We start from the raw sequence: 17,632 nt of genomic DNA on the forward strand, positions 1-17,632 counted from the left end.
ACAGGAATTTTGGCGGCGCGGGGCGGCAGGCTTACCGGCGGTGCCGGCGAGCCTGCCGCATCATGCCTTAGCCGGCGGCGAAGGGTACGGCTACGAAGATCTGCGCATCGCCGCGATCGACCAAAAGCAGCACCGACTTCCGGCCCGACTTGCCCGCCTCGGCGATCGCCTGGTTGGCCTGTCTTGCGTTGCGCACCGGAGACTGGTCGACGGCGACAATGACATCGCCCGGCTGCAGGCCGGCATTGGCGGCCGCCTTGTCCGGATTGACGCGCTCGACCACGGCGCCGCGTTGGTTGGACGCCAGGTTTAGCTCCTCGCGGATATCAGGCGTAAGATCGGTCAGGCCCAGGCCCAGCGAGGGAACGCGAAGCGCCTGGCCGGCCGAGGGCTTTTGATTGTCTCCCTCGGTCGACGCGGTCTTCACATCGTCGCTGTTGCGGCCGACATCGGCTGATATTTGTACCGTCTTGCCGCCGCGCCAGACGTCGAGCGTTTCCTTTGCGCCCGGCGCGACATCGGCGACGGCGCGCGACAGGTCCTTGGGATCCTTGATCGCCTCGCCGGCGAAGCTGGTGATGACGTCACCGGTCTTGATGCCGGCCTTCGCCGCCGGCGATCCCTCGGTGACCTCGGAGACCAGCGCGCCGCCGGGATGGTCGAGGCCGACCGCACCCGCCACATCGGGCGTCACCGGCTGGATCTGCACGCCGAGATAGCCGTACTGGATGTTGCCGCCCTTCATCAGCTTGGCGACGACCTTCTGCGCCTGGTCCGATGGAATGGCGAAGCCGACGCCGACACTGCCGCCATTGGGCGAATAGATCGCCGTGTTGATGCCGACGACATTGCCGGCGACATCGACCAGCGGGCCCCCAGAATTGCCGTGGTTGATCGGGGCGTCGATCTGGATGAAATCGTCGAACGGCCCGCTGTTGAGGTCGCGGCCGCGCGCCGAAACGATGCCGGCGGTGACCGTGGTGCCGATGCCGAACGGATTGCCGATGGCGAGCACCTGATCGCCCGGCATGAGCTTGTCGGAATCGCCCCATTTGACCGTCGGCAGCGGCTTGTCGGCCTTGATCTTGAGCACGGCGAGGTCGTTCTTGGCGTCGTGGCCGACCAGCTTCGCGGGAAGTTCGGTGCCGTCGTCGAGCGTCACCTTGATCGAAGTGGCGCCGTCAATGACGTGGTTGTTGGTGACGATGGTGCCGTCGGCGTCGACGATGAAGCCGGAACCAAGCGCCTCGGCACGCTGCGCCTGCTGTGGCGGCGTCTTCGGCATCGGGATGCCCTGGTCGCCGAAGAACTGGCGGAAATAGTCGTCGAAGGGCGAATTGCCGCCGAAAGATTGTTCCTCGCTCATGTCTTGCGGCTGCGCCTTCATGACGGTGGTGATCGTCACCACCGCAGGTTTGTCGACGGCCACGATTGGGGCGAAGGAGCCGTTGGGGGCCGTTATCCCGGCGACAGGGGTCTGGGTGGTGGCAACTGTGGAGCCAGCACTTTGGGCGAAAGACGCGACGAAGGGACCGACGATCAGCGCAGCGCCCAGCAAGGCCGCGACGCGATGTCTGCGAATTATGTCTGACATGGTCGTTTGTCCGGGCGAGAGATGATCCGGCACCGTGGCCGTTCCGGGAGAGAATCGGCCATCGGCGTGTCGGCGGTCGCGGTTGCCCGTCTCGCCTGGCATGGCAGCCGGCCGGATCGACAGCCCTGCATCTAGGGTAGGGATCGGCCCGATTTAGGGTTTTTGCGCCACCTTACGAAGATTTAATTTCCACTCACATTTTCGTTAGACGGCGGGCAAGCCACCCTCAACGCCCTTCTGTGCGTCTGAGATAAGCGGTAGCGATCTCGCGCATTCGATTGCCATCGAAGCTCGGCCCATGGCCGCCATGACCGAGGCGGACAGGCAGCTCGATGAGCCGCTGCATGGTGCGGCGATAGTCGGGTTTGGAGGAATCCGGCAGGTCGTCGACCAGCATGGAATCGTAGATGGCGTCGCCGGCAAAGAACAGGCCGTCCGCCTCGTCGAAGAGCGCGATCGAATCCGGGGAATGGCCGGGCAAATGCAGCACGCGGAACTGCCGGTCACCGAGGTCGACGATGTCGCCTTCGTCCAGTGTGCGCGTCAACGGCGCCGGCGGGATCTTGTAGTCGGCCGCCGTCCAGCCTGGCATCGGCAATTTCGACACGGCGCCGTCGAGATTGGTGAACATGTAGGCGTAGGTCACCTGCTCGTTCATGGTCTCGAAATGTTCGGCGCTGTGCCGCGGCCCGGCCCGCAGCGGAAACTCGTGCAGCGAGCCGACATGGTCGAGATGGATGTGGGTGGCCACAGCGATAAGCGGCTTGCCCCGCGGCGTATCGATCTCAGGCGCCAGTGGGCAGAGGCCCATGCCGGTGTCGACCAGCAGGTCGGCATCGCGTCCCCTAAAATGCCAGATGTTCGCGCGCACGAAATCATGCACGAACGGTTCGGTCAGCATCGTTGTGCTGGCGTCGACGACGGTCTTGCTGAACCAGTCACCGACGACACGCTCGCCGCCAAAACGGTCGCCCATCAGACGAAGGGCTTTCCGACCTTGTATTTTTCCGGCACCAGCCGCTTCAAATAGGCCATGCCGGCTTCCGACAGCTGGTTGACGTCGGGCTTCATGAAATCGTCTGGCATATGGCGCGTCTTGCCGGCGACGTTTTTGAGCGGCACCTTCTTCAGCACCGTCTTCGTGCCGTCATACTGCAGCGCCACCGAGCCGCCGCCTTCCCCGGCAACGGCAACCGCGAAGGCGCCGGCGTCGAAGGCCTCCTGCGCGTCGACGGCGCTGATCGCCCCGATATAGCCGCGCGGCATGTAGCCGAGTGCATCGACGCGGGCACGCTTGCCCGGCAGGCCTTCGGCGAGAGCCCGCTCGAGGGCGGCCGGCAGGTCGCTGCCCGACAGCTTGACGTTGCCATGGGCGTCGCGCTCGAGCTTATCCGGCGGCACCAGGCTCTCGACCAGCGCCTTGCCGTCGGCCGTGCTGACGCCTTCGGAGACGGCGACGATGCAGCGCTTGTGGCGGTCGAGCGAGGCGCGCACATCGTCGATGAAGCCGGCGGCCGAGAATGGCCGTTCCGGCACGTAGACGAGATGCGGGCCGCTGTCGGGATCGAGCTGCCAGGCGGCGGCTGCGGCGGTGAGGAAGCCGGCATGCCGGCCCATGACGATGCCGACATAGATGCCGGGCAGCGCGCGGAAATCGAGATCGACGGAGAGGAAGGCGCCGGCAACGAATTCGGCCGCCGAGATGAAGCCCGGCGTGTGGTCGTTCTCCTCGAGATCGTTGTCGATGGTTTTTGGCGCATGCACGAATGCGATGCTGCCGCCGGCGGCGTCGGTCAGGATCTGCTGCGTGCCCGACGTGTCGTTGCCGCCGATGTAGATGAAGGCGTCGGCGCCCGCCTTCTTCAGGCCATTGAGGATGACCTCGCAATAGGCGGCATCCGGCTTGTCGCGCGTCGAGCCGAGGGCGGCACTCGGCGTTCCGGCGATCAGCCGCAGCCGATCCTCGGGGATGGCCGACAGGTCGACATAGTTGCCGTCACGAATGCCGCGCACGCCATGGATGGAGCCCAGCACCTTGGCGCCGGGATGGCGCTTGCGGATTTCCAGCGTGGCGCCGACGACCGTCTGGTTGATGACGGCAGTCGGGCCGCCGCCCTGTGCGATGACAAAAGTTCCAGCCATGCTTGCTGTCTCCCGGCGCGATGGTTTTCAGGCACCTTGGCCTAGCTTGCCGCATCGCGCAACGAGAGTTTCGAGTGGCGCCAAACCGCCGCAGAAGGATCAGACGACGACGACCGGGTTCTTCTTGGAAACGCGGCTGTAGAGGTCGATGATGTCCTGGTTGATCAGGCGGACGCAGCCCGACGACATCGCCTGGCCAATGCTCGCCCATTCGGGCGAACCGTGGATGCGATAGCCCGTGTCCTTGCCATCCTGATAGATGTAGAGGGCACGCGCACCGAGCGGATTAGTGAGGCCACCGGGCTGGCCATTTTGCCACTTCACCAGTTCCGGCTTGCGCTGGATCATTTCCGGCGGCGGCGTCCAGGTAGGCCATTCCTTGCCGTACTGTATGTTGGCGCGGCCGGACCAGCGGAAGCCGTCCTTGCCGATGCCGACGCCGTAGCGGATGGCGTCGCCGCCCTCCTGCACGAGGTAGAGCTTGCGCTCCTGCAGATGGACGACAATGGTGCCGGGCGCCTCGCCGGTCTCGTTGACGACAATCTGCCGGCGGAACTCCGGCTTGACCTTCTGATAGGGCACCGCCGGCACCTCGAAGCCGCCGTCGGTCAGTGCGGCGTACATGACGTCTGGGCCAGTGATGTTCTTGTCGACACTGATTGCGGGGCGGATCGGCCGCACCGAGCCGGTGACCGTGTCGTCCAGCTGCAGCTGCGGCAGTTCGAGCGTCGCGGTGCTGCAGCCGGCCATGCCGAGCAGCGCCATGGCGCCGGCGCCCGACAGGATGAAGCGGCGGGAATAAAGATGTTCGGTTTCGATTGCGTCGCCATTTGCAGGCGGCGTCAGATTCTGCGGCAACTCACGCATGCACCCAAACCCTACGCTGTCGGCGGGAAACACGGTCCGGCCGGATAGCACGCAGTTTCGCCAAACATGGTTGAAAAAGGGTGAAGGTCTTCAGGCTTGCCTTAACCCTATACCCTGTATGCCTACGTCGCCGCGCGAAACGGCACGCCGCGCATTTTTTGAGATGGCTCTTTACATTCCCGCGCACCCGAGGATTTATCCTTTTCTTTGCGCTCAAGGAGACAAAGATGTCGTTCGAAAACTGGGCCGCCTTCGCCGCCGCCTCCACCGTCCTGCTGATCATTCCCGGCCCGACCATTCTCCTGGTCGTGTCCTATGCGCTGGGCCAGGGCTGGCGCACCGCCTTGCCGATGGCGGTCGGCGTGGCGCTGGGCGACTTCACCGCCATGACATTGTCGATGCTCGGCATCGGCGCCCTGCTGGCCGCATCGGCGACCGTGTTCACCATCCTGAAGCTGATCGGCGCCTGCTATCTGATCTATCTCGGCATAAAACTGTTTCGCGCCGGCGGCGCGCTGAAAGCCGAACCGCGCACCGACGCCGTGTCGGCGGCCAAGATGATGGCGCATGCCTGGCTGGTCACTGCGCTCAACCCGAAAAGCATCACCTTCTTCGTCGCCTTCCTGCCGCAGTTCCTCAACCGCGAGGCCGATTTCTGGCCGCAGATGCTGATCTTCGAGACGACCTTCCTGGCGCTCGCCTTCGCCAATGCCTTCGGCTACGCGCTGATTGCGGCGCGCGCCCGCAACGTCGTGCGCAATCCCAAAGCGATCCGCATCTTCAACCGCACCGGCGGCACGCTGCTGGTCGGCGCGGGGATAGCTACCGTGGCGATGCGTTCAGGTAACTAGGATCCGCGGAGCATCAAGGGCCGGCATGGCAGTGAAGGATACATTCGGCCTGACATTTTCGGGCGCGACCGAGACGGGGTTTTCGCCCTACAGCCAGGCCGTTCATGAATTGCAATGCTTTATCGGCGACCCCGTCGCTTCCGTCGATCGCGCCATTGCGGCCGACCCGGGCTTCGTCATGGCGCATGTGTTCAAGGGCTATCTGTTCGGCCTCGCAACCGAGCGCGACGCAACGGCGGTGGCCAAGGCATGCCACGAAACGGCGCTGCCGCTTGCCGCGACCGCGCGCGAGCAGGCGCATGTCGCTGCCCTCGGCCATCTCGCCGCCGGCCGCTGGCACGAGGCCTCTCGCTTGCTCGAAGATATCGCCATCGATTTCCCGCTCGACGCGGTGGCGCTGCAGACCGGGCACCAGGTCGACTTCTTCACCGGCAACGCCCGCATGCTGCGTGACCGTATCGGCCGCGCGCTGCCATCCTGGCAAAAGGACATGCCTGGATATCACGCCATTCTCGGCATGCAGGCATTCGGGCTGGAAGAAATGGGCGACTATGCGCGCGCCGAGAAACTGGGCCGGCAGGCTGTCGATATCGAGCCGCGCGACGGCTGGGCGCAGCATGCTGTCGCCCATGTCATGGAAATGCAAAGCCGGCAAAGGGACGGCATCGCCTGGATGCGCGCCAATCCCCAGGCGTGGACGAAAGAGAGTTTCCTGCAGGTGCACAATTGGTGGCACCTGGCGCTGTTCCACTACGATCTCGGCGAGACCGAAGAGGTGTTGGCCCTGTATGACGGGCCGATCTACGGCGCGCCGTCGACGATGGCGCTCAATATGGTCGATGCCTCGGCGATCCTGTGGCGGCTTTATCTCGGCGGCGTCGATGTCGGCAACCGCTGGATAGCACTCGCCGCCAACTGGCCCAGGGTCGGTGCCGGCAATTACGCCTTCAACGACGCCCATGCCATGATGGCCTTCGTCGGCGCCGGGCTCGAGGCGCCAGCAAAGATCTTGCTCGAGGCACAGCGCGAGGCGATGCGCGGCAGCGACGACAACGGTGCCTTCACCAGGGATGTCGGCCATCCGTTGACATTGGCGATCAAGGCTTTTGGCGAGGGCGACTACAACGAGGCGGTGCGCCTGATCCGGCCGATTCGCTCGATTGCTCATCGCTTCGGCGGCAGCCATGCCCAGCGCGACGTGATCGACCTGACACTGATCGAGGCGGCGTTGCGCGCCGGCGACACAGCATTGGCACGGGCGCTGACGGCTGAGCGTCAGCTGGCTCGGCCGGACAGCCCGCTGTCGGCGCTGTTTTCTCGACGGGCCGCCAATTTGTCAGAGAATTGACCCGCAGCGGATCTTGTTTTAAAAACTGGCCAAGCCAGATTTTTTCGAGGCCCGAAAAAATTAATGGCAGTGGGAGGAATGCATGTATCTCGGCCTCGATCTCGGTACGTCGGGCGTCAAGGCGCTGTTGATCGATGCCGGGCAAACCGTCATCGGCTCCGGCCATGCTTCACTTGACGTATCGCGGCCACATCCCGGCTGGTCCGAGCAGAATCCGGCCGACTGGGTCCGAGCCTGCGAGACCGCTATTGCCGAGCTGAAATCAGCGCATCCGAAAGAGCTTGCCGCCGTCAAAGGCATCGGCCTCTCCGGCCACATGCACGGCGCAACCTTGCTCGACGCCGGCGACCAGGTGCTGCGCCCCTGCATATTGTGGAACGATACGCGCAGCCATGCCGAGGCGGCCACGCTCGATGCCGACCCACGCTTCCGCAAGCTGACCGGCAACATCGTCTTCCCCGGCTTCACCGCGCCAAAACTCGCCTGGGTGAAGAACAACGAGCCGGCTGTCTTCGCCAAGGTGGCGAAGGTGCTGCTGCCCAAGGATTTCCTGCGGTTCTGGCTGACCGGCGAGCATATGTCGGAAATGTCCGACTCGGCCGGCACCTCATGGCTCGATGTTGGCAAGCGGCGCTGGTCGCCGGAACTGCTTGCAGCCACCTCGCTCGGCGAGAAGCAGATGCCATCGCTGGTCGAAGGCACTGAAAAGGCTGGCGCCTTGCGCGCCGATCTCGCCTCCAAATGGGGCGTCCAGGCTGGCATCCCGATTGCCGGTGGCGCCGGCGACAATGCGGCTTCGGCCTGCGGCATGGGCACGGTCGGCGCCGGCCATGCCTTCGTTTCGCTGGGCACTTCCGGCGTGCTGTTTGCTGCCAATGCCTCCTACCTGCCGAACCCGGCCAGTGCGGTCCACACTTTCTGTCACGCGCTGCCCAACACCTGGCACCAGATGGGCGTCATCCTGTCGGCGACGGATTCGCTGAACTGGCTGTCGGAGGTATCGGGGAAGAAGGCCGGCGAACTGACCGCCGAGCTCGGCGACACGCTGAAGGCGCCGAGCGGTGTATCGTTCCTGCCTTACCTCTCGGGTGAGCGCACGCCTTACAATGATTCCGCCATTCGCGGATCCTTCACCGGGCTGGCGCATGAATCGAGCCGTGCGGTGCTGACGCAAGCGGTGCTTGAAGGCGTTGCCTTTGCCTTCCGGGACAGTCTCGAAGCCTTGAAGACGGCGGGTACGACGTTGACGCGGGTTACGGCGATCGGCGGCGGCTCGCGCTCGCACTACTGGCTGAAGGCGATTGCTACCGCACTGCAGGTGCCGGTGGATATTCCCGCCGACGGCGATTTCGGCGCCGCTTTTGGTGCGGCAAGACTCGGACTGATCGCGGCGACGGGGGCGGATCCGCTGGCAGTATGCACGGCGCCGAAGACGGATGCCACCATTGAGCCGGATGCTGGGCTTAGTGGGGCGTACGCAGATGCCTATCAGCGCTATCGCGCATTGTATGCCGCGATCAAGGCGGCAACCGCGTGAGTGGGGGCTTGGCCCATAACCCGTTTCCGGGCGTCGGCGCTGCCCCTCACCTGCCTGCCGGCATCCTCTCCCCGTATAGGGACGGGGAGAGGGGCGCTGTCATGGCGGGCTGCGCTAGTCGCCGACGTTGCAAGAAGGGCGCCGGCGCTGCTGCCAGCCCCCTTCTCCCCGTCACTATACGGGGAGAAGGTGCCGGCAGGCGGATGAGGGGCGGCGCCAACCGTGGCGACTGGCGCTCTCCTCCGCGCCTTTGCAGGGTAACCTCACTGCGCCGGAACCTTGTCGAGAAACCCGGTGACATTCTTCAGCCGCCCATTCTCGATAACTCCGATATCAGTACCTTCGATAACCGACGGCACACCCTCCGGCCCAAGATTCCACGAGAAGCGGATCGTGTCGCCAAACCCGTCCGGTGTGCCCTTCAGCGAAAACCGGAAGCCGGCAAAACGCTGCTGCACGCCATCGATGAGCGCGGCCACACCCGCATGGCCGTCGCCCTGCATCAGCGGATCGCGGTAGCTGACGTCTTCGGTGAAGGTCGCCTTGAGCAGTTCGGCGCGGCGGTTCGCATCGGCCTCGTTCCAGGCGGTGATGTAGTTTTGAGCGATCGTGTTGAGGTCGGTCATGGTCTGTCTCCTTCGTTGAGTGGCTTTGACACGAGCCTTTTCACCCCTTGGCAGAACGAAACCAATTACGCCTGAGGTAATCAGGGCGAACTATTCGAGAGAGGACAGAAATCATGAGCAGCGGATTCTTCGGCGACATCAAAGCAATCAAATATGAGGGGCCGGATTCGACCAATCCGCTGGCCTACCGGTTCTACAACCCGGATGAGGTCGTCGCCGGCAAGCGGCTGGAAGACCATCTGCGCTTCGCGGTCGCCTACTGGCATTCCTTCGCCTGGCCGGGCGGCGATCCCTTCGGCGGCCAGACCTTCGACCGTCCCTGGTTCCCCAAGGCGGGCGGCATCGACACGATGGAACTGGCCAAGCTGAAGGCAGATGTCGCCTTCGAGATGTTCTCGCTGCTTGGCGCGCCATATTTCTGCTTCCACGACGCGGATGTGCGCCCGGAAGGCAAGGATTTCTCTGAAAGTGCCGCGCGGCTTGACGAGATCGCCGACTATTTTGCGGACAAGATGAAGAAGACCGGCGTCAAGCTGCTCTGGGGCACGGCGAACCTGTTCTCCAACCGCCGCTTCATGTCGGGCGCCGCCACCAATCCAGATCCGGATGTCTTTGCCTATGCGGCGGCGACGGTGAAGAGCTGCATCGACGTCACCAAGCGGCTTAAGGGCGAAAACTATGTGCTGTGGGGCGGGCGAGAGGGCTATGAGACGCTGCTCAACACCGACCTTGCCCGCGAGCAGGAACAGGCCGGACGCTTCCTCAGCCTGGTCGTCGACTACAAGCACAAGATCGGCTTCAAGGGCACGATCCTGATCGAGCCGAAGCCGCAGGAGCCGACCAAGCACCAGTACGACTATGACGTCGCCACGGTCTATGGCTTCCTCAAGCGCTTCGGCCTGGAGAAGGAAGTAAAACTCAACATCGAGCAGGGCCACGCCATCCTCGCCGGCCATTCCTTCGAGCATGAGCTGGCGCTGGCCAATGCGCTGGGCGTCTTCGGTTCGATCGACATGAACCGCAACGACTACCAGTCGGGCTGGGACACCGACCAGTTCCCCAACAATGTGCCGGAGATGGCGCTGGCCTATTATCAGGTCCTGCAGGCCGGTGGCTTCAAGACCGGCGGCACCAATTTCGACGCCAAGCTACGTCGCCAGTCGCTCGATCCGCAGGACCTGCTGATCGGCCATATTGGCGGCATGGATTCGTGCGCACGCGGTCTGAAGGCAGCCGCGAAGATGGTCGAGGACAAGGCGCTGTCGGGTCCGCTCGCCGAACGCTATGCCGGCTGGAACACGGCAGAGGCCAAGGCGATGCTGTCGGGCAAGCGCACGCTGGAAGACATTGCAGAGCGCGTCGTGAAGAAGAAGATCGAGCCGCAGCCGCGCTCCGGCCGCCAGGAACTGCTGGAAAACATCGTCAACCGCTACGTCTGAGACCTGGTACCTTGGGCTGACATAAGCCGCGCGTGGCCGAAAAGCCGCGGCGGCTGACCTCTGCCAGTCAGACCGCAGCACGCTCGCCAAAGTGCGTGGTAAGATCGCGACGGCGCACCCAGCGGAGTCTGATTTGACCATGCCTTCTTCTACCACCAAGCGTGCGCTGATCACCGGGGCGGGTGCTGCTGACGGCATCGGCATTGCCATTGCGCGACAGCTCGGCCTTGCCGGTCATGCCGTTTTCCTGAACGGTGCCAGCGCGCGTGTACTCGATCGCGCCGCCGAGCTTTGCGCCGAAGGCATAAATGCCAAAGCCGCAGTCGCGGATCTCACCATCGCAGCCGAAGTCGCGCGGCTACGGGCTGATGTCGGCGCTGTCGACATCCTGGTCAACAATGCCGGCATGGGCTCGCTGGCATCGCCCTCGGCCGATAAGGCGTTTCTCGCCATGACCGAGGCCGACTGGGACCAAGGGATCGACGTCAGCCTGAAGACCGTATTCCTGGTCACCCGCGCGTTTTTGCCGGCGATGGTAGAGGCAGGCTATGGGCGCATCGTCAATGTGGCGTCGGTTACCGGGCCGCTGGTGTCTTTCGAAGGCACATCAGCCTATTCCGCCGCCAAGGCCGGCATGGTCGGCCTGACGCGCACGCTGGCGCTCGAAGTGGCAAAAAGTGGCATCACGGCCAATGCCGTGTCCCCCGGCTGGATCGAAACGGGTTCGTCGAGCGCAATGGAGCGGCAAGCTGCCCTGCACACGCCACCGGCGCGGGCCGGGCGACCGGACGAGGTTGCCGCAGCGGTGGTGTTCCTGGCATCGGAAGGTGCCAGCTACGTCAACGGCGCCCTGCTGGTGGTCGACGGCGGCAACAGCCTTCAGGAGCGCAAGGGCTGAATCCGAAACGACCGGTCTCGTTCACGATCGGTCGCGGGTTACGGAAAGCATTGGAAATAGCATCGCCAACGCATTCGCCGAGCGCGCCTTCAAGAAGAAGATCGAACCGCAGCCGCGCTCCGGCCGCCAGGAACTGCTGGAAAACATCGTCAACCGCTACGTCTGAGGACGAAAGCCGATTCGTCGTGCTCAAGGGCGGCTGGATGGCATCCCGGCCGCCCCGGAATGAGGTTTGCGCACGACCCTATCCGGCGACATGCTTTTGCCCTTTGCCGCCCCTCAATGACCTCGCTCTTGCCTTCAAACTGCCGTCACGTATCTCGTATAAAAGGACCGTTGTGGCGGGTGAAAAGGAAGGAGGCGAACCGATATGCAGCACGAACGCGAAATCGACGCCCTGCTCTCATCCGGCGAGACCGGATCGATCATCGACCGGCTGATGGCGCTGCCGCATTCGTACGACGGCGCCCGCAAGACAAATGAATGGGACCGCGCGGTCGCCGCGCGGCTGGAGACGGCGCTGGCCAGAAGCATGCGCTCGCGCATTGTCGGCGAAGGCCGCGACGCCGCCTGATTCTTCCGGCAATTCTTCCGCGGCCTGATACTTCCTTGGTTTGACGAACGGAGACCGTTTCTCCATCCTGCACCGATGATACGCGCGGTGCTCCTGGATCTTCTGGGTGTCGTCTATGACGGCGACACCCAGATCGCTGGCGCAGCGTCCGCGGTCGAGCGGCTGCGACGGGCTGGTTTGCCGCTGCGTTTCGTCAGCAACACGACACGTGCGCCACGCGGCGCAATCATCGCGCAGCTTGCCGCCATGGGCATCAAGGTTGCGGATGAAGAATTGCTGACACCGGCGCGCGCCGCCGTCGAATGGCTGCGCAAACATGACCGCCAGCCACATCTGCTCGTCCATCCCGATCTGGAGGTCGAGTTCTCCGGGCTTGAAGGTGGGAGCGGGCGCGCCGTCATCGTCGGCGATGCCGGCGAGGCCTTCGACCATGCCAACCTCAACCGTGCTTTCCGCGAGCTGATCGCCGGCGCGGATTTCGTGGCGCTTGCCGTCAACCGCACCTTCAAGGACACGGACGGACTGCTCAGCCTCGACACCGGCGCCTTCGTCGCGGCGCTCGAATTCGCCAGCGGGCGAAGCCCTGTCGTACTCGGAAAGCCGTCGCCGGATTTCTTCCACTCGGCGCTCACCGATCTGAATTGTCCGGCCGCCGATGCGGTCATGATCGGCGACGACGCGGAGAGCGACGTCGCTGGCGCACTCGGCGCCGGGCTCGGCGCGGCGCTGCTCGTGCGGACCGGCAAATATCGCCCCGGCGACGAGACCCGCTTCAATCCGGCGCCCACGGCGCTCGTCGACGACGTCGCCACCGCGACCGACTGGATAATCAGCCGCGCCGCAGCCTGACCGGTGCTTCGCCGAACGCTCTTGAAAACGCTCTGGAAAATGCCGCGGCGGACGAAAATCCCGTCCGCCCCGCAATATCCGCCATGGCGATCCGCGTGTCGACCACCAGCCGCCGCGCCGCGCCCAGCCGCAGCCTGAGATAATAGGCGCCGGGCGTCTCGCCGATCGACTTGCGAAAAATGCTTTCCAGCGTCCGCGCCGTCACCCCGGCGCGTTTTGCCACCGCGTCGATCGTCAGCGGCTGGTCGACATGCGATTCCATCAGCCTAATCGCCTGCGCCAAGCGCGGGTCGTAGCCATCGAGCCGGCCGAGTGAGACCAGCGGCTGCGCGTCGGTGGCGGCGCGGGCCTGATCGTAGATGAAGACGCTGGCGACATCGAGCGCCACGGCCATGCCGAGCCGGGTGCGGATCAGATGCAGCATCAGGTCGAAGGTCGGCGACGCTCCGCCGGAGGTGAAGACCGGTCCGTCGATAACATAGCGGTCCGGACGGACATCGACGCCAGGGAAGGCCGAGGAAAAATCCTCCATGTCCTCCCAATGGGTGGTGGCGCTGCGCCCTTCCAGCAGACCGGCGCGGGCCACCAGCCAGGTGCCGGCCTCGACGCCGCCGCAGGCGCGGGCGGCCCGAGCCGCGCGGCGCAAGCCCGAAAGCAAAGCCGATGTCGCATAATTCTGGGTGCCGAAGCCGGCAACGACCACCAGAACGTCGGTTGGCTCGGCGGCATCGAAACGGCCGCTGACCGCCACTGGCAGGCCGCATGTCGTCACCGGCGCCTCGCCGGTGACTGAGACCAGTTTGAAATCGAACAGCGTCTCGCCGGAAATGCGATTGGCGGCGCGCAGCGGGTCGACGGCCGAAGCCACGCACATGATGGACGAGCCGGAAAACACCAGCAGCGTCACCTTGAGCGGCGAGCGTTCCGAGCGAAAGATGGTCGGCTTTTCGCTTTTGATCATGGAAGCTTCGTAAATCGCAAAACAGTTCCCCGCAAGTCGGACCATTGTTAGGACCTCTGACGATTGGGAGGAAATTGCCATGCCGCTCGCGATGAACCGTGAGGTCTTCATTACCTGTGCCGTCACTGGCTCCGGCGGCACGCAGGACCGCTCGCCGCATGTGCCGCGCTCGCCCAAGCAGATCGCCGATTCGGCCATCGACGCGGCCAAGGCCGGTGCGGCCATCGTCCACTGCCATGTCCGCGACCCCGAGACCGGCAAGCCGCGCCGCGATGTCCATCTCTACCGCGAAGTGACCGAGCGCATCCGTGACGCCAATGTCGACGTGGTGCTCAACCTCACCGCCGGTATGGGCGGCGACATGGTGTTCGGTTCGCCGGAGGCGCCATTGCCGCTCAACGAAAAAGGCACCGACATGGGCGGCGCCACCAACCGCATGGAACATGTGCGCCAGTGTCTGCCGGAAATCTGCACGCTGGATTGCGGCACCATGAACTTCGCGGAAGCTGACTACGTCATGACCAACACGCCCGGCATGCTGCGCGCCATGGGCGGCATGATGACGGCACTCGGCGTCAAGCCGGAGATCGAGGCCTTCGACACCGGCCATCTCTGGTTCGCCAAGCAGCTGGTCGAGGAAAAGGTGCTGAACCCCGATGCGCTGGTGCAGCTCTGCATGGGCGTACCATGGGGCGCGCCCGACGACCTCAACACCTTCATGGCGATGGTCAACAATGTGCCGTCGACCTGGAACTGGTCGGCCTTCGCCATCGGCCGCAACCAGATGGCCTATGCCGCAGCGGCGGTGCTCGCCGGCGGCAATGTCCGCGTCGGGCTTGAAGACAATCTCTGGCTCGACAAGGGCGTGCTGGCGACCAACGCACAGCTGGTCGAGCGCGCCGCCAGCATCGTCACCAATCTCGGCGCCCGTATCCTCGGGCCGGAGGAAGTGCGCAAGAAGCTCAACCTGACCAAGCGGGCGCCGATCGCAGCAGCTGCGTAAGGCGGGGGTTGGCGATGGCTGATACCGTCAAATTCACCGCGATGAAGGATGGCGACAAGGACGATTACGAGTTCCTGACCGCCCATGAAATCGACTATGCCGCCAAGACCGGCGAGCGGCTGCTCGACGCGCTGGTCCAGCTCGACGAAGGCCTGTCCGGCTACAAGATCACCCGGCTCGGCCATTCGCTGCAGGCGGCGACGCGGGCGTGGCGCGACGGCGCCGACACCGACTGGATCGCCTGCGCCCTGCTGCACGACATTGGCGACATCTACGCGCCCTACAATCACGACGAATACGCCGCTTCGATCCTGAAACCTTTCGTGCGCGAGCAATGCACCTGGGTGGTGGAAAAGCATGGGGATTTCCAGCGCCTCTATTACGCGCATCATCTCGGCGGCAACCGCCATGCGCGCGACCGCTTCGCCGGCCATATGTATTTCGACGATTGCGACCAGTTCTGCGAACGCTGGGATCAGTCGAGCTTCGACCCCGACTACGAGACGCTGCCGATCGAATTCTTCCGGCCCTTCGTGCTCGAAGTCTTTGCCCGCAAGGCCTACGACGCCTCTGTGATCCGCGCCGGCGAGCGCATCCCTCTCATCGACCCTCAAACAGCCAAGACAAGAACCGGAGCCTGACCATGAGCATCATCAACAAGGCGGCCGCCATCGGCGGCGGTGTCATCGGCGCCGGCTGGGTGGCGCGGCTTTTGCTCAACGGCATCGACGTGTCGATCTTCGATCCGGACCCGGAAGCGTCGCGCAAGGTCTCGGAAGTGATGAAGGGCGCGCGCCGCGCCTACAAGCAGATGGTTCCCGACGGCCTACCCAAGGAGGGCAAGCTGACCTTCGCCAAGACCATTGCCGAGGCGGTGGCCGATGCCGATTTCATCCAGGAGAGCGTGCCGGAACGGCTCGACCTGAAGCACCGGGTGCTGGCCGAGATCGACCTTTATGCACCCGCCAACGCCATCGTCGGCTCGTCCACCTCCGGCATCAAGCCGACCGACATGCAGGTGGCGATGAAGAAGCATCCGGAGCGGCTGGTTGTCGGACATCCCTTCAACCCGGTCTATCTCCTGCCGCTGGTCGAGATCGTCGGCGGCGAGCAGACGTTCCCCGAGGCGATCGAGGTTGCGAAAGAAATCTATGCCTCGATCGGAATGAAGCCGGTGGTGATCCGCAAGGAGATCGAGGCCTTTGTCGGCGACCGCTTGCTGGAAGCAGCCTGGCGCGAGGCGCTGTGGCTGATCAAGGACGGCATCTGCACCGTCGAGGAGCTCGACGACATCATGCGCTACGGCTTCGGCCTGCGCTGGGCGCAGATGGGCATGTTCCAGGTCTATCGCGTCGCCGGCGGCGAGGCCGGCATGCGCCACTTCATGGCGCAGTTCGGGCCGTGCCTGAAATGGCCGTGGACCAAGCTTATGGACGTGCCGGAGTTCAACGACGAACTGGTCGACCTGATCGCCACCCAGTCGGACGACCAGGCGCATGGCCTGTCGATCCGCGAGCTGGAAAAGATCCGCGACGACAATCTGGTCGCCATCATGGACGCTCTGTCGAAGCAGAACAAAGGCAAGGGCTGGGGCGCCGGCGCGCTGCACAAGGACTATACCAGGCAGCTGGCCAAGCTGGCGGCGAAGAAGCCCACGGCTTCCAAGGCTGCCGAAAAGGCCAAGGCGTCGAAGCCGGTGAAGAAGGTGGAAAAGCCGAAGAAAAAGAAGAAGGGCTGAAGACCATGGATTTCGGGCTGTCGGAGGAACAGAAGCTCATTGTCGAGACGACGCGCGCCTTCGTCGAGAATGAGCTTTACCCGCATGAACGCGAGGTCGAGCGCACCGGCGTGCTGCGCCGCGAGCTGATCGAGGAGATCAAGGTCAAGGCGATCGAGGCCGGGCTCTACGCCGCCAACATGCCAGCCGATGTCGGTGGCGCCGGCCTCGATACGGTGACCTGGCTGCTCTACGAGAAGGAGCTCGGCCGCGCCAATTACGCGCTGCACTGGACTTGCGTGGCGCGCCCCTCCAACATCCTTCTGGCCGGCACGCCGGAACAGCGCGAAAAATACCTGTTCCCTTGCATCCGTGGCGAAAAGTGGGACTGCCTGGCGATGACCGAGCCCGGCGCCGGCTCCGACCTGCGCGGCATGAAAGCGACCGCCGTGCAGGACGGTGACGACTGGGTGCTCAACGGCACCAAGCATTTTATCAGCCACGCCGACCTCGCAGATTTCGCGATTTGTTTCATGGCTTCGGGCGAGGAAGAAACGCCGCGCGGCAAGCGCAAGAAGATCACCGCCTTCTTCGTCGACAAGGGCACCAAGGGTTTCACGGTGCGCGACGGCTACCGCAACGTCTCGCATCGCGGCTATACCAACGCCATCCTCGAATTCGACGATTGCCGGCTGCCAGCGAGCCAGGTGCTCGGCGAGGTGCACAAAGGTTTTGAGGTCGCCAATTCCTGGCTCGGCGCCACCCGGCTGCAGGTCGGCGCCACCTGCCTCGGCCGCGCCGAGCGAGCGCTCGGCCACGCCATCGAATATTCCGCGCAGCGCCAGCAATTCGGCCAGCAGATCGGCAAGTTCCAGGGCGTGTCATTCAAGCTCGCCGACATGGCGACCGAATTGAAGGCCGCAGACCTCATGGTGTTCGAAGCCGGCTGGAAGTACGATCAGGGCACCGTCACCGATCAGGACATGGCGATGGCCAAGCTGAAGGCTACCGAAATGCTGGCTTTCGTCGCCGACGAAGCAATCCAGATCCATGGCGGCATGGGGCTGATGGACGACCTGCCGCTGGAGCGCATCTGGCGCGATGCGCGCGTCGAGCGCATCTGGGAAGGCACTTCGGAGATTCAGCGACATATTATTTCGCGGGCGCTGCTGCGTCCGTTCGGAGCATAGAGCATGATGTACCCCAAACCGGGGTCCGGTTTGGGG

Annotated in this window: 17 protein-coding genes and 1 pseudogene; 12 read left to right on the forward strand and 6 right to left on the reverse strand. The window is 64.2% G+C overall.

The window, feature by feature from the left end; all coding sequences use genetic code 11:
• Window positions 1-67: 67 nt before the first annotated feature.
• The 4 genes from JQK88_RS05460 to JQK88_RS05475 all read right to left on the reverse strand — a co-directional run bounded on the left by JQK88_RS05460 (window position 68) and on the right by JQK88_RS05475 (window position 4,603).
• Window positions 68-1,594: a DegQ family serine endoprotease gene (locus tag JQK88_RS05460; protein WP_203277685.1), complete on the reverse strand. Its 1,527-nt coding sequence runs from the start codon at window positions 1,592-1,594 to the stop codon at window positions 68-70.
• Between the two features lie 226 nt (window positions 1,595-1,820).
• On the reverse strand, window positions 1,821-2,570 hold the full coding sequence (locus JQK88_RS05465; RefSeq protein ID WP_203277686.1) for an MBL fold metallo-hydrolase: 750 nt from the start codon (window positions 2,568-2,570) through the stop codon (window positions 1,821-1,823).
• Window positions 2,570-3,736 carry a diphosphate--fructose-6-phosphate 1-phosphotransferase gene (locus tag JQK88_RS05470; RefSeq protein WP_112565578.1) on the reverse strand — a complete coding sequence of 389 codons (1,167 nt, stop codon included), beginning with the start codon at window positions 3,734-3,736 and terminating at the stop codon, window positions 2,570-2,572. The genes JQK88_RS05465 and JQK88_RS05470 overlap by 1 nt, the downstream gene beginning before the upstream one ends.
• A 99-nt stretch (window positions 3,737-3,835) precedes the next feature.
• Window positions 3,836-4,603, reverse strand: a complete 768-nt coding sequence (locus tag JQK88_RS05475) for a L,D-transpeptidase (protein ID WP_192249344.1) — start codon at window positions 4,601-4,603, stop codon at window positions 3,836-3,838.
• 227 nt (window positions 4,604-4,830) lie between these two features.
• Between JQK88_RS05475 and JQK88_RS05480 the strand changes: the two genes are divergently transcribed.
• From JQK88_RS05480 to xylB, 3 genes are all read left to right on the forward strand, one after another.
• Complete coding sequence (locus JQK88_RS05480) at window positions 4,831-5,454, forward strand: LysE family translocator (RefSeq protein ID WP_181056726.1); 624 nt, start codon at window positions 4,831-4,833, stop codon at window positions 5,452-5,454.
• A gap of 25 nt (window positions 5,455-5,479) precedes the next feature.
• Window positions 5,480-6,802: a tetratricopeptide repeat protein gene (locus JQK88_RS05485; protein ID WP_203277687.1), complete on the forward strand. Its 1,323-nt coding sequence runs from the start codon at window positions 5,480-5,482 to the stop codon at window positions 6,800-6,802.
• An 82-nt stretch (window positions 6,803-6,884) separates the two neighbouring features.
• A complete protein-coding gene (gene xylB / locus JQK88_RS05490; RefSeq protein ID WP_203277688.1) occupies window positions 6,885-8,339 on the forward strand; it encodes a xylulokinase in 1,455 nt (484 codons plus the stop codon).
• Window positions 8,340-8,602: 263 nt separating this feature from the next.
• Here the strand turns inward: xylB and JQK88_RS05495 are convergent, their stop codons facing one another.
• Window positions 8,603-8,965 (reverse strand): nuclear transport factor 2 family protein, encoded by a 363-nt coding sequence (locus JQK88_RS05495; protein ID WP_203277689.1) that lies wholly within the window; start codon window positions 8,963-8,965, stop codon window positions 8,603-8,605.
• Window positions 8,966-9,078: 113 nt separating this feature from the next.
• On the opposite strand from JQK88_RS05495, the gene xylA reads away from it, so the two are divergent.
• The 5 genes and pseudogenes from xylA (at window position 9,079) to JQK88_RS05515 (ending at window position 12,725) form a co-directional block, all read left to right on the forward strand.
• Window positions 9,079-10,404: a xylose isomerase gene (gene xylA / locus JQK88_RS05500; protein WP_203277690.1), complete on the forward strand. Its 1,326-nt coding sequence runs from the start codon at window positions 9,079-9,081 to the stop codon at window positions 10,402-10,404.
• A gap of 139 nt (window positions 10,405-10,543) precedes the next feature.
• A complete protein-coding gene (locus JQK88_RS05505) occupies window positions 10,544-11,302 on the forward strand; it encodes an SDR family NAD(P)-dependent oxidoreductase (protein ID WP_203277691.1) in 759 nt (252 codons plus the stop codon).
• A 73-nt stretch (window positions 11,303-11,375) separates the two neighbouring features.
• Window positions 11,376-11,468: pseudogene (locus JQK88_RS37895) on the forward strand (hypothetical protein); the annotation flags it as partial.
• Between the two features lie 204 nt (window positions 11,469-11,672).
• Entirely contained in the window at window positions 11,673-11,876 is a 204-nt protein-coding gene (locus JQK88_RS05510) for a hypothetical protein (protein WP_203277692.1), read from the forward strand.
• Between the two features lie 87 nt (window positions 11,877-11,963).
• Window positions 11,964-12,725: a TIGR01458 family HAD-type hydrolase gene (locus JQK88_RS05515; RefSeq protein WP_312037239.1), complete on the forward strand. Its 762-nt coding sequence runs from the start codon at window positions 11,964-11,966 to the stop codon at window positions 12,723-12,725.
• Here JQK88_RS05515 and JQK88_RS05520 read toward each other — a convergent pair.
• A complete protein-coding gene (locus JQK88_RS05520; protein WP_181056733.1) occupies window positions 12,706-13,686 on the reverse strand; it encodes a GlxA family transcriptional regulator in 981 nt (326 codons plus the stop codon). The two genes, JQK88_RS05515 and JQK88_RS05520, sit on opposite strands and share 20 nt — an antisense overlap.
• 79 nt (window positions 13,687-13,765) lie before the next feature.
• On the opposite strand from JQK88_RS05520, the gene bcoG reads away from it, so the two are divergent.
• From bcoG to JQK88_RS05540, 4 genes are read left to right on the forward strand one after another with little or no spacing between them, the layout of a single operon-like run.
• Window positions 13,766-14,689, forward strand: a complete 924-nt coding sequence (bcoG, locus tag JQK88_RS05525) for a 3-dehydrocarnitine:acetyl-CoA trimethylamine transferase BcoG (protein ID WP_203277694.1) — start codon at window positions 13,766-13,768, stop codon at window positions 14,687-14,689.
• Between the two features lie 14 nt (window positions 14,690-14,703).
• Window positions 14,704-15,330 (forward strand): HD domain-containing protein, encoded by a 627-nt coding sequence (locus JQK88_RS05530; RefSeq protein WP_203277695.1) that lies wholly within the window; start codon window positions 14,704-14,706, stop codon window positions 15,328-15,330.
• A gap of 2 nt (window positions 15,331-15,332) precedes the next feature.
• Window positions 15,333-16,427 carry a carnitine 3-dehydrogenase gene (locus JQK88_RS05535; RefSeq protein WP_203277696.1) on the forward strand — a complete coding sequence of 365 codons (1,095 nt, stop codon included), beginning with the start codon at window positions 15,333-15,335 and terminating at the stop codon, window positions 16,425-16,427.
• 5 nt (window positions 16,428-16,432) lie between these two features.
• Window positions 16,433-17,596, forward strand: a complete 1,164-nt coding sequence (locus tag JQK88_RS05540; RefSeq protein WP_203277697.1) for an acyl-CoA dehydrogenase family protein — start codon at window positions 16,433-16,435, stop codon at window positions 17,594-17,596.
• Window positions 17,597-17,632: the final 36 nt, after the last annotated feature.

It is taken from the genome of Mesorhizobium caraganae, from assembly GCF_016836705.1.
Classification (GTDB): domain Bacteria; phylum Pseudomonadota; class Alphaproteobacteria; order Rhizobiales; family Rhizobiaceae; genus Mesorhizobium; species Mesorhizobium caraganae.

Coding starts and splice junctions, on each gene's coding strand:
- JQK88_RS05480 (WP_181056726.1), top strand. CDS start 4,831: ATGTCGTTCGAAAACTGGGCCGCCTTCGCCGCCGCCTCCACCGTCCTG.
- JQK88_RS05460 (WP_203277685.1), bottom strand. CDS start 1,594: ATGTCAGACATAATTCGCAGACATCGCGTCGCGGCCTTGCTGGGCGCT.
- JQK88_RS05505 (WP_203277691.1), top strand. CDS start 10,544: ATGCCTTCTTCTACCACCAAGCGTGCGCTGATCACCGGGGCGGGTGCT.
- JQK88_RS05475 (WP_192249344.1), bottom strand. CDS start 4,603: ATGCGTGAGTTGCCGCAGAATCTGACGCCGCCTGCAAATGGCGACGCA.
- JQK88_RS05540 (WP_203277697.1), top strand. CDS start 16,433: ATGGATTTCGGGCTGTCGGAGGAACAGAAGCTCATTGTCGAGACGACG.
- JQK88_RS05465 (WP_203277686.1), bottom strand. CDS start 2,570: ATGGGCGACCGTTTTGGCGGCGAGCGTGTCGTCGGTGACTGGTTCAGC.
- JQK88_RS05535 (WP_203277696.1), top strand. CDS start 15,333: ATGAGCATCATCAACAAGGCGGCCGCCATCGGCGGCGGTGTCATCGGC.
- bcoG (WP_203277694.1), top strand. CDS start 13,766: ATGCCGCTCGCGATGAACCGTGAGGTCTTCATTACCTGTGCCGTCACT.
- JQK88_RS05485 (WP_203277687.1), top strand. CDS start 5,480: ATGGCAGTGAAGGATACATTCGGCCTGACATTTTCGGGCGCGACCGAG.
- JQK88_RS05470 (WP_112565578.1), bottom strand. CDS start 3,736: ATGGCTGGAACTTTTGTCATCGCACAGGGCGGCGGCCCGACTGCCGTC.
- xylB (WP_203277688.1), top strand. CDS start 6,885: ATGTATCTCGGCCTCGATCTCGGTACGTCGGGCGTCAAGGCGCTGTTG.
- JQK88_RS05520 (WP_181056733.1), bottom strand. CDS start 13,686: ATGATCAAAAGCGAAAAGCCGACCATCTTTCGCTCGGAACGCTCGCCG.
- JQK88_RS05530 (WP_203277695.1), top strand. CDS start 14,704: ATGGCTGATACCGTCAAATTCACCGCGATGAAGGATGGCGACAAGGAC.
- JQK88_RS05510 (WP_203277692.1), top strand. CDS start 11,673: ATGCAGCACGAACGCGAAATCGACGCCCTGCTCTCATCCGGCGAGACC.
- xylA (WP_203277690.1), top strand. CDS start 9,079: ATGAGCAGCGGATTCTTCGGCGACATCAAAGCAATCAAATATGAGGGG.
- JQK88_RS05495 (WP_203277689.1), bottom strand. CDS start 8,965: ATGACCGACCTCAACACGATCGCTCAAAACTACATCACCGCCTGGAAC.